This is a genomic window from Paenibacillus barcinonensis (assembly GCF_003217495.1).
GTDB lineage: Bacteria > Bacillota > Bacilli > Paenibacillales > Paenibacillaceae > Paenibacillus > Paenibacillus barcinonensis.
Genome location: NZ_QJSW01000008.1, coordinates 101,822 through 114,959 on the forward strand (window position 1 = coordinate 101,822; position 13,138 = coordinate 114,959).

14 protein-coding genes are annotated in these 13,138 nt (G+C 50.5%); all 14 read right to left on the bottom strand.

Annotation, left to right across the window (positions count from 1 at the left end):
- Nucleotides 1-144: a hypothetical protein gene (locus DFQ00_RS29200; protein WP_167433730.1), complete on the bottom strand. Its 144-nt coding sequence runs from the start codon at nt 142-144 to the stop codon at nt 1-3.
- A gap of 14 nt (nt 145-158) precedes the next feature.
- Nucleotides 159-593: a phage tail assembly chaperone gene (locus DFQ00_RS14360; RefSeq protein WP_110897168.1), complete on the bottom strand. Its 435-nt coding sequence runs from the start codon at nt 591-593 to the stop codon at nt 159-161.
- 173 nt (nt 594-766) lie between these two features.
- The gene (locus tag DFQ00_RS14365; protein ID WP_110897169.1) at nt 767-1,174 is read right to left on the bottom strand and encodes a phage tail tube protein; all 408 of its coding nucleotides are present in this window, start codon (nt 1,172-1,174) and stop codon (nt 767-769) included.
- Between the two features lie 107 nt (nt 1,175-1,281).
- Nucleotides 1,282-2,745 (bottom strand): phage tail sheath subtilisin-like domain-containing protein, encoded by a 1,464-nt coding sequence (locus DFQ00_RS14370; RefSeq protein ID WP_110897170.1) that lies wholly within the window; start codon nt 2,743-2,745, stop codon nt 1,282-1,284.
- Complete coding sequence (locus tag DFQ00_RS14375; RefSeq protein WP_110897171.1) at nt 2,745-2,945, bottom strand: YqzN/YkzM domain-containing protein; 201 nt, start codon at nt 2,943-2,945, stop codon at nt 2,745-2,747. Before DFQ00_RS14375 ends, DFQ00_RS14370 begins: the two co-directional genes overlap by 1 nt.
- A 143-nt stretch (nt 2,946-3,088) precedes the next feature.
- Nucleotides 3,089-4,177 carry a hypothetical protein gene (locus DFQ00_RS14380; protein WP_110897172.1) on the bottom strand — a complete coding sequence of 363 codons (1,089 nt, stop codon included), beginning with the start codon at nt 4,175-4,177 and terminating at the stop codon, nt 3,089-3,091.
- A 298-nt stretch (nt 4,178-4,475) separates the two neighbouring features.
- Entirely contained in the window at nt 4,476-6,179 is a 1,704-nt protein-coding gene (locus DFQ00_RS14385; RefSeq protein ID WP_110897173.1) for a DUF4127 family protein, read from the bottom strand.
- Between the two features lie 290 nt (nt 6,180-6,469).
- Nucleotides 6,470-7,429 (bottom strand): hypothetical protein, encoded by a 960-nt coding sequence (locus tag DFQ00_RS14390; RefSeq protein ID WP_425271025.1) that lies wholly within the window; start codon nt 7,427-7,429, stop codon nt 6,470-6,472.
- 184 nt (nt 7,430-7,613) lie between these two features.
- On the bottom strand, nt 7,614-8,273 hold the full coding sequence (locus DFQ00_RS14395; RefSeq protein ID WP_110897175.1) for a VOC family protein: 660 nt from the start codon (nt 8,271-8,273) through the stop codon (nt 7,614-7,616).
- 72 nt (nt 8,274-8,345) lie between these two features.
- The gene (locus DFQ00_RS14400; protein WP_110897176.1) at nt 8,346-8,804 is read right to left on the bottom strand and encodes a VOC family protein; all 459 of its coding nucleotides are present in this window, start codon (nt 8,802-8,804) and stop codon (nt 8,346-8,348) included.
- Between the two features lie 35 nt (nt 8,805-8,839).
- The gene (locus DFQ00_RS14405) at nt 8,840-9,406 is read right to left on the bottom strand and encodes an NADPH-dependent FMN reductase (RefSeq protein ID WP_110897177.1); all 567 of its coding nucleotides are present in this window, start codon (nt 9,404-9,406) and stop codon (nt 8,840-8,842) included.
- Between the two features lie 241 nt (nt 9,407-9,647).
- Nucleotides 9,648-10,430, bottom strand: coding sequence for a response regulator (locus DFQ00_RS14410; RefSeq protein WP_110897178.1), 783 nt, complete (start codon nt 10,428-10,430; stop codon nt 9,648-9,650).
- Nucleotides 10,431-10,449: 19 nt separating this feature from the next.
- A complete protein-coding gene (locus DFQ00_RS14415; RefSeq protein WP_110897179.1) occupies nt 10,450-12,123 on the bottom strand; it encodes a GAF domain-containing sensor histidine kinase in 1,674 nt (557 codons plus the stop codon).
- Nucleotides 12,124-12,221: 98 nt separating this feature from the next.
- Nucleotides 12,222-12,704, bottom strand: coding sequence for an ArpU family phage packaging/lysis transcriptional regulator (locus DFQ00_RS14420; protein WP_110897300.1), 483 nt, complete (start codon nt 12,702-12,704; stop codon nt 12,222-12,224).
- Nucleotides 12,705-13,138: the final 434 nt, after the last annotated feature.

The following is a 13,138-nucleotide window of genomic DNA, read 5'->3' on the forward strand; positions in this document are numbered from 1 at the left end:
TTAACGATTCATCTGGGCGCTTAGCGCTGCCATCTCCTCTTCCGAAAAAGCAAGCAGCAGCGAGCGTTCCCCTCGCGGCAAAGACCAGAACTCTCCGGGACGAAGATGATGACGCACCCACATGTGGTACAGGAACGTGGTCATCCCGCCGGAGTGAATCAGTTTTTTAGGTCTTCAATCTCCACACCGAAGCCGGACAGCTCCAACACTTTATCGCCCACAGCATCCAGCTCACCCGCCAGAAGCATACGGCGAACCGCCTGTTCTCCACCCGACAGCTTCATCCGGCCCGTGATCCGGCTGTCTCCCCAGCCGGACAGTTCCAGTCCGCGGACATTCATTTTTACCGTGGCCTCGGAAATCAGGAGCGCATTAAACGTTTCGGTATCCACCTTTTCCTCAGTGCGGCCCTTTGTGGTCTTGCGAATCGTACAGCGCTCGCGAATCTGATCGACTTTGGAGGATGTAAGCCCACGCAGCGTAAGCAGCAGGTCCAGGCGCTGAATGCGCACATTTTCTTCCGGCAGGCGTTCTGCCGCTTCAAACAATTGATCCAGAATCTGTTCCTCGGACATATTTTCGTTCATACTCATCGGTCGTAATCTCCTTTGGTTTTCCTGTATTTTCTTCTGTCGTCTGCTTCCGCGTTTGCCTGTGTTTCCCCGGTTGTCACCAACATTTAAAGACACCAAAAAGACCGAGAGATTCTCGGCCTAGTTCAATGTCCTTGCTTGCTTTTAACAAGCTCAACATCGGTTCACAACACTTAATTCGCCACAATCGGATTCAGCAATTCAAAGCCTTCAAACGTAAACCCGGTCTCCTCCGGCACTTCCTCGCCTGCCGTCCAGTTCGCCAGCTGGATTTTATCCACCATACAGCCCTTCAGCAGCACGCTTTCATGTCCGTATGATTCCGGGTCATCCAGCTTGGAGATAATCTGAAATTTGGTGAACCCACGCTGGATCATATCCGACGTTACCTTGTAACCGGTCATTGTGCCTGTGCCTTTTTTAGCACCGTTTTTGTGAACCTTCCAGTCGTTGCCGACCAGATTCAGCTCACGCTTCTCAATCTCAACGCTGGCCTCCAGCTTGTTAATGTTCGTCTGCCACACTCCGTCGATATGCAGCTGACCGTGGGTACCGAGAATGACTCTTGATGCATCCAACATGTATATTTCCTCCTTATGATGATTGAGCGCAACCGCTCAACATGAGATATTTCATTTTATAAAGCTGCCTGAATCTACTCGCCTGCTTCTACTTCCAGGCCATCTCCTTATTGCACGTAAAACGTACCAAACAGCTGCTCCATCACATCCGTCAGCTTCACATTCCATTGCAGGAATACCTGATCCGCTTCCGGTTTAAGCACAGGTGAAGCGCCGTAGTATGCAGGGTCCAGAACAACGTCATAGCCTTCGGCTTCAATGACATTGCTCTGTGCCAGCAACGCCAAATAGGCCTTCATCGCACCAATCAGTGCCTGACGACCTTCCTCGGTATTGTTCACTTTCCCGATATACGTATCCTCTGCGGAGCGCTGCAGGTCCGTATTAATCGCGTCCATTACGCGGATGGAACGGATTTTTTTCCATGCATTATTCTGTCCGGCAGCTGGCGTAACCAGTGTATTCACACCCCGAAGTGCCTTGACCCGGCGACCGTCGTGGAAGAAAATAAATACGCCGTTCTGCACGGCCTGCTCCTGCTCCGCACGCGTCCAGCGGCGTGTCACATCGTCAAACGGTGTGGCCGCATAGGTTGTGGATTCATTCAGACGTTGTCCGGCAATAAGACCCGCCACATAGGCAGAAGTCTGCGCAGAGCTATAGAAAGCATCCCCCAAGCGTACGCCTGTACCGACATTAATCACACCTTCATGGTTCAGTGTAAGTGAACGTGCCGCCGCCTTCTGAGCTGCCGTAGCGGAAGTATCGTCCGCTGCGGAGCCGCCGAACACCGCCATCACGGGCTTGCCTTCATTACGGACCCGCTTCACCCATGCCGCAAAGCTGGCAAGCAGTGCCGCATCCGCCGCATGATCCAGGGCCAGCACATCGAACTGTTCCCCTTCAAGCGCGCCCTGCAAAGCAATATATTCCGCATTGGTCAGTGCATCATTGCCACTTGCGCCGCCTTTGAATGCTGCACCCGATACGTTCGCAACCTTACCTGCACCGTCTCCAATCGCCTGTGCGGTAATCCAGAGGTTTTGCTCGTCGGCGTTAATCTCTTTGGCAAGAGCCGCTGCCGTAACATCTGCCGTCAGGAGCGCATACAGCATGCGATTGCCTTCGAATAGACGCACTTCAAATTTCGTGTTATCCAGTACGCCAGGCTGGATCGTCACGTAGAACCCGTTCGCGCGGTCACCCGGATACTTCGCATCGAGCTGTACCACATCAGCTCCGTCGCTGTCCTTCAACGTCAACGTTGCTGCTTTAGCGGATGAACTCGTTACCCGATAAGCGAGCAGCTTCTTCGGCCCACCCAGCAAAGCCAGCTTGAGCGACGTATATGCCGTACCATTGTCCAGCGCACTTGCCGCAAACGTACGCTCAATCGCTGCTTCACTGCCTACTTCCACAAACGTGCCCACCGGGCCCCAGTTCGCCTTCACCGGCACAACAACCGTGCCGCGACTACCCGCCTGAATAGCCGACGATGCTGCCGCCTGAAAATTCATATATAAGCCCGGAAGGACCGGACGATTCGTTTGCTCCCAAGTTCCACCTGCCATTATTCCTTCACCTTCGCTTTCAAAAATTGATTGATTCTGATCTGTGCTTCTGCAATGGAAAACGTCTGCTGCGCCGCTTCGTGCAGCGCACCAGCCAGCACCTCTGCCTTGACGGCAAAGAGGGCTTCCGAATGATTCATCAGTTCAGCCCGCGTATATTGCGGGAGAACTGTCAGCTTTTTTTTCACCGAGCCTGGCATCTGCTTCTCACCTCGTTGGTTAACTTCAAAGACACACTATTGTTGACCTATGAATTTTTGATCCTGTAAATCTATGAAATTTCTAATCAACACAATCTGAAGCCACTCGCAAAACGTATATAGCAGCCTCTCTCGCATTCCTGTTACTGAATCTCCTTGTTATGGTGAATCTCTCGCATAAGCGGTGAAGTCGTCATCGGACGACGAATCCGCTGCGACAATGTCAGTCGGATCTGACCGTTCAAATACGCATCTGCCTGCACATCCGCTGTCACCTCATCTACCGTCACATAACGAGTATTGCCTTCATCCCTTGTGTTAGCTCCGCTACTTTGCTCGACCGCCGGAGTTATGGCAAGCCGTGATTGAAGTGCCAACTGCTCGACCAAACGGCCTACCGTCTGATCGGTCAGACCTGTGTGACCCGTGAGAACATGCCCGACCCACTGTTTGCGTACTTCAAGTGCCGAGGTGCCCGCAACCGCAGTACTGTACCCGGTCAAGCGCCATAACACGGATGGCATTGTGTATCCTCCGGGCCAGCAAGCCGTATATACAGACCAGTCCGGGCCTAATTCCTCTGCTGTCCACTCTCTCAGGGCGGCAAGCCAAGGTTCTCCCGCAGCATCAGCATATTCAGCAGCACGTTGAGGTTCAGGAACATACACGCCAAAACGCAAGCTGCGCGTAACCAGCCCAGATTCGGTTTCCCTACGTTCGCTGTCTGTGGAGCCCAGATAGATGCAGGTAAAGGCCCCGCCTTCTCCATCCTCCAGACGTACCTGATGCAGACCTGTGATCAAGTCAGCCGACCAGACCTCCACCTGCTCTGCTCCACCGTCCTCTGATCGGGCATATGGCGAAATTTTGATGATGCGGCGGTACCCTGCCCATGCAGACTTGGGCACTTCTTCGGCAAAAGAAAGTACGGCACACGGACCTGACAGCACTTCCCCCGAAGCAGGAACATCCTGCACCCGTCCTACCCACGCAGGCACAAGGGCGACCAGCTTATGCTTTAACGTCTTTTTGATACGTGTACTGAGACTGGTATCCCCAGCACTATTGCTGAATCGTCTTCCTTGTTCATTGCTAGCATCCTGGTTCGTATCATTACTCGCTTCATTATTTGTTCCATTACTTGCTTCATTATTTGTTCCATTACTGGCTTGATAACTCATCGACACATTCATTTCGCCCCCCTCTGCTGCAAAAGTGAATTCAATCCCCATGGTGCAGCAGCCATGGGGCAGCCAGGGACCTCCCCCTTTTCCCAACAGTCCATGTGGGCACCGGATCAATGCAGGGACAACTTCACCGCATCAAAAAGACCAGCCCTTAGGCTGGTCTGTACATTAGCGTATGTGCTTTCGGTGTGTCCCTTGCGATTCATCCGATAATACTATCTTACAGCCTTTTTCCCCTAGCGCGGATGGTGCTTCGGTTGACTTCAGCGTGAATAAAGCATGAGCTTGGGTGGTAAAAAGACGAGCAAATATGGCTTATATCCTTACCGGCTATCTGATCTACCTACTCCAATCTCACCTGCGGACTCAGCGTAATCTCGAAGGCACGGCCCCAGATGAAATCAGGGTTGTTGTATTCCAGCAGGGCACCGTTATAAGCAGCATACGTCAGTTGCCCGTCACAGATCTGTCGAATCGCCGGATTCCCCTGCTGGAAGGCAGGTTTACTTGCCAGTTCAGCAGTGTGCGTCTGCATGAGATCACGGAGTAAACTTTGCAGATGCGTGTAATCCTCTTGTGAGTTAAACAATGCCATATTTTGATCCGCAAGTGTTGCTACATTGGTATATAGTGCATGCGCCCGTGAATAGGTACGAATGTCAGCAATAGCTACCGCTTTGTAGCTGTAGTCCTTCAGGAAACGTTTGAATAACAGCGAGCCGTGAGCATTCATGGCATCCCGCAGCCTGTGTTCATGCTTTTCCGTGGTGATCAGTGCATATCTGGATTGGGCCATACCTACGGCAAGACCGATTTTGTTCCCCGGTGTATTCCAGGCACTGTAACCAAGCAACCGCCCGGTATATGAGCTGTTCAGCAGCGCTTCAGCCACATCCACATTCGCAGGCCCTTTTCCCACAAAATCAATCAGAATTGAAGGCAGTCCCTGCTCTCCATTCAACGCCAAGCGCTCCACTGCCGCCTGCACCTGATCCAGTGCTGTAATCGCGATAATTTCCATGTCTACTGCGGCAGCTGCTTCATCCTCCAGCAATACACCGCCGACAATATCAACATGGTGCACCACATTCCGATGTACATCCATATATTCATAGGTGTTGATAATCGTAGATCCGTGCGGGCCGTAATACTTCACGCCATATTTCGTCCTCGCCCCGCCTCTCAGCAGCTGATTCGCCATCCGGGCGACCAGAGCATGTCCCAAGCCATCTGCATCCGGCAAAATAATGGCACGATCCGGATTCTGCCCATCCGTACCGCCCAGCCATTCGTTAATCCGTGCTTCAACATACTTGATCTCGTTAATTTGCACTCCTTGGGTGTTGGCATCATCTACACCTACAGCAAGGAAATCAATGTAACCCGTGCGGGCCAGCTGATCCAGAATGTAACGATTGGTTTTGAATTTGTGCTGTCTTGTGTTGTAGTATTTTTGTTTATCAAAATACGTCGTTTCCCCGTACTCTTCACCATCTGGAGAAACGTTATATCCTTGAATAATATCATCGAACTCCGTATATACCTGACGCGGTTGCTGCATCAGAGAGCGGGATTCATTATATGCATCCAGCGCCAGCCCACCTGCAAAGGAGGTCGTTGCCAGCCGCATAATGGTATCCATGACAAACAGCGGTTTGCGCGGATACTTTGTTTTGATGATGCGAATGACATCGAGCAGACGGGTCGTTTGCTCATCATACGCCGGATATGTGCCCCCACCATTGTCACGAAGCTGACGACTGCCGATCAGGCCGCCGTAAGCCAGCATATCGGTAGAAATAATGAAGCCCTCCACCTTGGCCGCATGTTTCAGAATAAAATCATGAACCTTTGATGTATTCCCGTAAATAGGCGTAGAAGTGCCGAGCAGCGTTGTGCCATCGGTTGTTTTTTCCGTATCCAGACGATTCTTGATATCCTTCAGGTTGGGTGTAACGATGTGAAGACCGGCTGCTTTTCCTTGTACAATAACGTCATCCAGATTCGCCGGACGATCGTCCAGTGGAACATACAATACTGTTTTCATATCATGTAGCCTCCTGTTTTTGATATTCTTCAATACCCGATCAGAGCAAGGTTACAATCACCGAATTGCAAAAACCAGCCGTTCGCTGGTCTCATCCTTCGTATGCAAGCTATTTTTCGCTGGCCGCGATCTGCTGTTCTTGCTTCTGATCCGATACTACCATCTTACCGTCTGATCTCCCTCATGCGGACGGGTTAAGGGATGAATTAGGCTGGATTATGGTCGGTTTAATGAAAAGAAAATCGCGAAAGAGCACCTGCCATAGCGGCAAGTGCTCGTTTAATTGTAGTCTACGCAATGATGTAACGAAAATTTTCCCAAATCTCGGGCTCAGGCTGCCCGTTCTTCGCATGGTGGTAGAAGCTGAATGGAAACTTGAACACATGTCCCTCATACCAGTTACGACAACGCCTGTCGGTTAACCAGTATTCCAGTTCATGCGGCAGTGCGCATGACCGCTGGGCTTGTGTTAGCGGCAGCACATCCACAGGAGATTGCAGTGTAGTGCATGCCTGCGTGTTATCTACATCACGACTGAGCCGCAGAGCCTTTACCATTTTGAGAAAAGGGGGGATGCCTTTGAAGAACAGGGCCGGATAACCGAGCTCGTATAGCATGTTCAGCGCATGCCCGTAGGTGAGCATATGACCGATCAGATCATGATGGGCTTCCGCCTGATAGATGGTGCGAAAAGCACCTAGCTCCTTCAGGATCAAACGGGATAACTGGATCGGATTCTGTATCTCGGGAAAACCATCCTTCTCTTCCACAGACATATGGCGAATTTCCTTCACTGTTGTGTTCATCCAGGACCTGCCCGGAATTGTGCGTTCAAACGACTCGATTAATTGAGCAATCTGCTCAATTTCTTGTGCTGTGCCCCATCCCTCCAGTTCGCGAATGGCTTTGAGACTGATCGCTCCGTAGATGGCCTGATGCCCGACCCAGTGCAGCTCTCCAATCGTTCGCTCCAGTGCGCCTGCAATACGCTCTTCTGCCGCTTCCAGCGGCATACAATCATCCGGCACAACGGTCTGTGCGGGACGCGTTCCATGCTGACGTAGCATTGCTTTGGCTTCGGCGGTGACGCTGCCGGCGGCAAGGGCCGTAAGATGATTTTCCCGTACCCAGAAGTAAGCTGCAATCGCGCCCGCCCCATAATGGGCATGCCACAGATCTCCTGTGCGCTCCCGACTGGATGCCATTGTCGCTAGTCCCTCTTCCAACAAACGTCGATCCAAGTCTGCCATCCCCCTTTAACTAATGAAAGCGTCAATCACAAGCGCCCTGCCTGATCTTCCTCCAATAAAGCGTTTACTTCTATACCATGATGAAGAGCAGACACTTATGCCCTTTTTGCAGGATATTAATAAAACAAAATTTTTATACGAGCACCAAGGTTACGAGAGAACCCGCGGCTCCACGACCTTCCTCCTAGAGCTGAAATCTGCCCACCTCACGAATTGCTGCTTCCAGCGGAAATATCTGTGCCTTTTGCTCAGAGAAAAACCAGACTCGTTCCTTCTTCACCACAATAAACAAACCGTTACGGTCACCGACCGGAGAAAATGTATCACTTCCCTCACCCCAACGCGACAAACCAGCCTCCTGCAATTCATTCACGGTAGCAGACACATCCTCCGAGACCAGTCCGATCTCACACACCCGCAATATATCTGCCACCGAGAAGGTGTGCTCTTGTTCATTATTTAACGGATGATGTGCGATCAGCTCCACAATGTTTCCAGCCGGATCTTCAAAATATAGTGAATGAGAATCCCAATTGATCGAATAGGCTTCATCCCGTTTTCCATCGCTGCTCAAAGTTACTCGTGACGCCGCCCACTGCTTCGCTTCCTTGAATCGGTTCTGGGGAATCATCAAGGCAAAATGATAGAACGGCTCAGTGTCGTATCCCCCTTGACTAACTTCAGCGTTCCACTGCTTGAATATCAGCTTGGTTTCCCCTGCTTGTACTGTGAAAGCTTGCTTGACAGGATCAACAGCAGACACCGTCATACCCAACGTGCTTCGATAGAAATGATGCAGCTCCTCCAGCCTCGCTGTATAAAATAACACCTCATCAACAATCATCTTTTAACACCTTCTCAATAATCCTACCTCTACCCCTATTTAATCATTCGTATGCTCACAACTTCGCAATGATTATACGCCTCTCCCGTGCATCCTTTCCCATTCACTCCAAGGGATCAGCCCAAGCTCGGGCTTTGCCTCGTCTGGAAGCACAGCGATGAATTCAAGCGAATGACCATCCGGGTCGGTGAAATAGACGGAAACCGCAGGCATCCAGCCAAAAACATATAGCTCTCCAGTATCATCATCGTGAAAATTCCGGGTGGCTATGCCCTTGTTTTCCAGGTATTCAACTGCATGTTTCATATCCTCCAGGGAGATGTGAAAGGCAAAGTGCTGACGCTGCACCTGTGCAGGCTCCTTTTCCCAAAGCCCCAGCATGGCATGGCGTTCCCCGCCAATCCAATAGAAGGAGTTGCCTCGCTCCGGCTGCCCATAAGCATGAGCTAAACCCAGTACCTTTTCATAAAAATGGTTTGAATTCTCCAGATTCCTCACGTTCACATGTGTTTCATATATGCCTTTAATCATGGCAAATCACCTCTTATCTCTTGCTTATCACTGCTTTATGCTTTTCTAGCTGCTGTGAGCGTCCGGGCCAAATTCAAAAATGATCCCAGCACCCGTTGTACCCGCTCCTCGATATCCTGACTGCCCTCATATTCCTCGTATCCGTCAAACGTTGCTTCGAAACGTCTGCGCTGCGCGCCGCCAATCGAGATCCATTCCGGGGCATTGATGCCGTGCAGGTTACGTACCATGGTTTGCATCTGGGTAAGCGAGCTTACACCCACTGCCCCGCCAGCAGAGCTGATCGACAGAACCGGCTTGCCGCTGAAATGTGCCTGACCAAGATGGTCCAGCGCATTTTTGAGTACGCCGCTGATGCTGCCATGGTATTCTGGCGTGGACAGGATAATCGCATCTGCTGCGAGCAATATCGTATTTAATTCAGCCAGGTGTTCATCCGTTTCCTGTTTTTCATCCGGGGCATAAAAGGGTAACGGTTTCTCATACAGATCAAACAGTACAGCCTCATGTCCCTGCCCTCGAATCACCTCCGCAGCGTATTCACCCAGTCTTGTGCTGGTTGCATTTTTTCGGTTGCTGCCTGCCAATATAACGATGTTCATGATCTTCACTCTCCAATGTCGGATTAATTTCGTTCTAATTTGATTCTGTCAGCGGCTCTTGCCCTGTTTTCTCTGCTATCCTTATTTTACCTTGTAAACACTGCGTAATTCGTCAGCTAATGGACTTAACTTGAGCACAAAAAAACTCAACCTTTGGGTTGAGTTTCTACGACTTTAGTCTGAATTTGTCGGAAGCCGCTTCAAGTGGGCACATTGGATTAGCTGCACAGCACAGGCCATTTCACAGTTCCCAGCCATTCCTTACGGCATGAAGCGCTGCCTGTGTGCGGTCAGCAAATCCCAGCTTGTCCAGCAGATGACTTACATGTGTTTTTACCGTTTTCTCCGTAATCACCAGCCGGACTGCAATTTCCTTATTGCTAAGCCCTTCGGTGATCAGCCCGAGCACTTCCCGTTCACGACGGGTAAGCACATTGTGACCTGCTGCACTGGATCGAGCACTGGATTCATGGGACCGACTCGTTCGCACTGTGTCCAGCGTTTGTGGCTCCTGTCGAATCGTTTCCTCTGTACACAGACGCTGGAGAAAGGGCGCTTCCCCCTCCTGCTGCCCTGCCTGCAGAGAATCCAATTGCAAATCCATTGATGCCATAGCATGCATGAGTTGGCCTGCCGCCGCTGGGTGAAGCTCGACCTGTCCTGAGTACACATTGCGAATCGCCATCGCCAAATCCTCAGGTTCGATATCTTTGAGCAGATACCCCTTCACTCCTGCTCGAACAGCAGGCACGACATGATCCTGATCGGAGAATGAGGTCAGCACGATGATGCGTGTACCTGGCAGTAAACCACGCAAATGCCTGGCTGTTTCAATGCCGTCCATCACTGGCATGTGCAGATCCATCAGAACAACATCCGGCTGCAGCTCCTGTGCGCGCTCCAAGGCCTCCCGCCCGTTCGATGCTTCACCAACAACCGTCATATCCTGCTGTGTACTCAGAAAAACATGCAATCCCCGTCTGACCATCACATGATCATCGGCAAGTAATATTGTAATCGGCATTGCTGCCTGCCCCCTGACTTTATTCGGATTCAAACGGAAGTGGAATAACAGCGATTATGGTTGTTCCCTTACGTGAAGAACTCCATATGTCCAGTTTGCCTCCCAAGGATTGAGCACGTTCTCTCATAATGGACAGTCCAAGTGAGCTTTCAGAGGCTGGCTTTCGTCTCTTGGCCCCACCTTTTCCCCGATCCGAGATGGTGAGCATTGCTTCATGTTCATTGAACTCCAGCAAAAGATTAGCCGAATTTACTCCCGCATGCTTGCGAATATTGTTCAGCGCCTCCTGACCAATACGCCACAGTCCTTCTTCCACTGACCGCGGGATAGAGCGCAGCCCCTTGCGGTCAGCAATCACCTGAAGCCCTTGCTTTGTCCCATACTCCTGCAACGCACTTAACAGTCCTCCCTCCAGTCCAGCTGGACGAAGCTGCATAATAAGAGCACGCATTTCCTTGAGCGCTTCCTGAGATAACGCCCGTATATCCTTCATCACATCTGCGGCAGGGTGCAGAGGCTCTGTGCCTAAAAACATACTCTCGGCACCTCTTGCCGTTAAAGACAAGGAAAACAAAATCTGGTTCACGGAATCATGCAGATCACGCGCCAGTCGATTTCGCTCTTCCAGCCTTGCCAGTTCGCGCCGGTGATCAGCCAGCTTCAGACTTTCTCTGGCCGCCACAATATGCTCTGTTAAAGCCTCCAGCACCTCACTGTCTGCCCTGAGCAGATTCGGGGAGCACATCCCTGTGGCAATCACCAGCACCCCCGGCTCGTTCGGTGTATGATAAGGGATTGGCACGCCAATTCCCGATGATAGTTCACTACACTTCGTATCCGCCACACACTGACCAAACATTTCAATCAGTTCATCTGCTGACAGCGTGACCGCCCGATGATGCTCAACAACCCGTTTCAGGAGATGAATACCTTCTGTTGAGAAGGGAGCTCCTGAATCCAGCCAGACCTTGCCCTCTACGTATACCGCTTGTAAGTGAAAGCTCCCTTGCATCTGCTGCACGAGCGCAGCAAACGGCCAGTCAAAATGCTTGCCAAGCAGTCCTGCAACAGTACCCGGCAATGCTTCCGCCTCGGTGCATTCGTTCACCCGAAGACTTAATGAAGAACCAAATTCTCCCAGATGTGCATAGAGATCAGCACGCCGTTGCTCTGCACGATACAGGCGCATCCGCTCCATCGCACTGCCAATCTGGTAAGCCACCGCCTGCAGAAGCGCCAGCTCATTGTCGCTGAAATGCTCTTTGCCAGGGGCAGCCACGTTAAGCAGTCCCAGCATTCGTTCACCTGAACGCAGCGGAACCGTCGCATGATGAGTAATATCGGCTGTATCTCCCCACTGGAATTCCACAGCATCCTCCAGTCGCTTGCAGTTAATAATGTTGACCGCATACTGCAATCGGCCATCCCGAAAACGATTGACACACCAGCACGTCCCTACGCGCATCGGCTCTTTACCATGTCTCATCAGCGCCGGGGGCAGATTATAGTCTGAGACACAGGTGTATTCTCCGCGTTCGTCAATGAGAAAAAGCCAGCCAGCCGTTAGTCCGGTCAGTTCAAGCAGTTTGCCAACAGTCGTATCCAGCATCAGACTCAGGTCGTTAGAGGTATTCAACGTTTCCGCAATGGTTTTCAGCGTTACCATCTCTTGCATTCCAACCTCTTCAGGCATATGCTTCTCCCCTTCCGCTGCGGCAATCCGTGATTTTTGTCCAAACTATTGTAACCAATCCCTGAGTGATATGAAAGCTTCAACTTCGAGGCCAAAGCTCAGCCGAGCTTCTGCCGCTCCTTTCTCTTGGACGATAGTGGCTCCATATTCATCAGTCCACGGTCGGACAAGGCCAGCGCCATTTTATAAAAAGCACGGGTTCGAATCTTGGTGTACGTATCCTTGCTCACAGGCGGATCAAACACATGGTTATAGATTTTATAGTCAAACACATCATCATCCTTCATGTATCGCTCGGACACAAGTACACGTTCCTTCTCGCTAAGCCTGGACACGATATGGTCAATGGTATCACAATAAGCCCGGCGCGCACGCTGCACGTCCACATTAAAAATCGCCGTTCTTGCTGTTGAATCTCCAGTGATATTCGTGGCACCATGCAAACGTTCTGTATAACTCGCCGTCACCTGCACCTCCCGTTCTTCAAAGGCAATCGTTTTGTAAATCCGGTACTTTTCCAATACAGCTTCGACAGCAGCCTGCGTTTTACGACGATCCAGTTCCGGTAATAGCAACTCCATATTTGTCATCATTGTTCTCCTCCCAAGTGTACGTTCATTTATGTCTCAACCATTCATCTCCTAAATCTCGCCCATTCATCTCACAGCATTGCGGCAGCTTGTCCTGCCTTCAAAGCAACACCAGACTCTTTTATAGAATTGTTCCAATTCAATAAATCTTAACGTTTTCTGTTTTATTGCCTTTTGGAAACAATCCACATTTACATTTTGTTCGTATTATGTTCGTATTTATACTAGAGGATACCACTTTCTGGAGATTGGAGTAAACCTTCATTTTGGTTCGTTTAGACGATAAAATAAAACCCAAGCTTTCATTTCCTATACCTTTTGGCATAATTGATTCAAATATCTTTACCTAATGGTATATATACGATATAGTACAGATAATTACTGAACTCGCATAAGTCCATTGTGGTTTATGAATTAAGATAATG

Coding starts and splice junctions, on each gene's coding strand:
- DFQ00_RS14420 (WP_110897300.1), bottom strand. CDS start 12,704: ATGGAGTTGCTATTACCGGAACTGGATCGTCGTAAAACGCAGGCTGCT.
- DFQ00_RS14405 (WP_110897177.1), bottom strand. CDS start 9,406: ATGAACATCGTTATATTGGCAGGCAGCAACCGAAAAAATGCAACCAGC.
- DFQ00_RS14360 (WP_110897168.1), bottom strand. CDS start 593: ATGAGTATGAACGAAAATATGTCCGAGGAACAGATTCTGGATCAATTG.
- DFQ00_RS14370 (WP_110897170.1), bottom strand. CDS start 2,745: ATGGCAGGTGGAACTTGGGAGCAAACGAATCGTCCGGTCCTTCCGGGC.
- DFQ00_RS14380 (WP_110897172.1), bottom strand. CDS start 4,177: ATGGGGATTGAATTCACTTTTGCAGCAGAGGGGGGCGAAATGAATGTG.
- DFQ00_RS14410 (WP_110897178.1), bottom strand. CDS start 10,430: ATGCCGATTACAATATTACTTGCCGATGATCATGTGATGGTCAGACGG.
- DFQ00_RS14375 (WP_110897171.1), bottom strand. CDS start 2,945: ATGCCAGGCTCGGTGAAAAAAAAGCTGACAGTTCTCCCGCAATATACG.
- DFQ00_RS14390 (WP_425271025.1), bottom strand. CDS start 7,429: ATGGCAGACTTGGATCGACGTTTGTTGGAAGAGGGACTAGCGACAATG.
- DFQ00_RS14400 (WP_110897176.1), bottom strand. CDS start 8,804: ATGATTAAAGGCATATATGAAACACATGTGAACGTGAGGAATCTGGAG.
- DFQ00_RS14365 (WP_110897169.1), bottom strand. CDS start 1,174: ATGTTGGATGCATCAAGAGTCATTCTCGGTACCCACGGTCAGCTGCAT.
- DFQ00_RS14385 (WP_110897173.1), bottom strand. CDS start 6,179: ATGAAAACAGTATTGTATGTTCCACTGGACGATCGTCCGGCGAATCTG.
- DFQ00_RS14415 (WP_110897179.1), bottom strand. CDS start 12,123: ATGCCTGAAGAGGTTGGAATGCAAGAGATGGTAACGCTGAAAACCATT.
- DFQ00_RS14395 (WP_110897175.1), bottom strand. CDS start 8,273: ATGATTGTTGATGAGGTGTTATTTTATACAGCGAGGCTGGAGGAGCTG.
- DFQ00_RS29200 (WP_167433730.1), bottom strand. CDS start 144: ATGACCACGTTCCTGTACCACATGTGGGTGCGTCATCATCTTCGTCCC.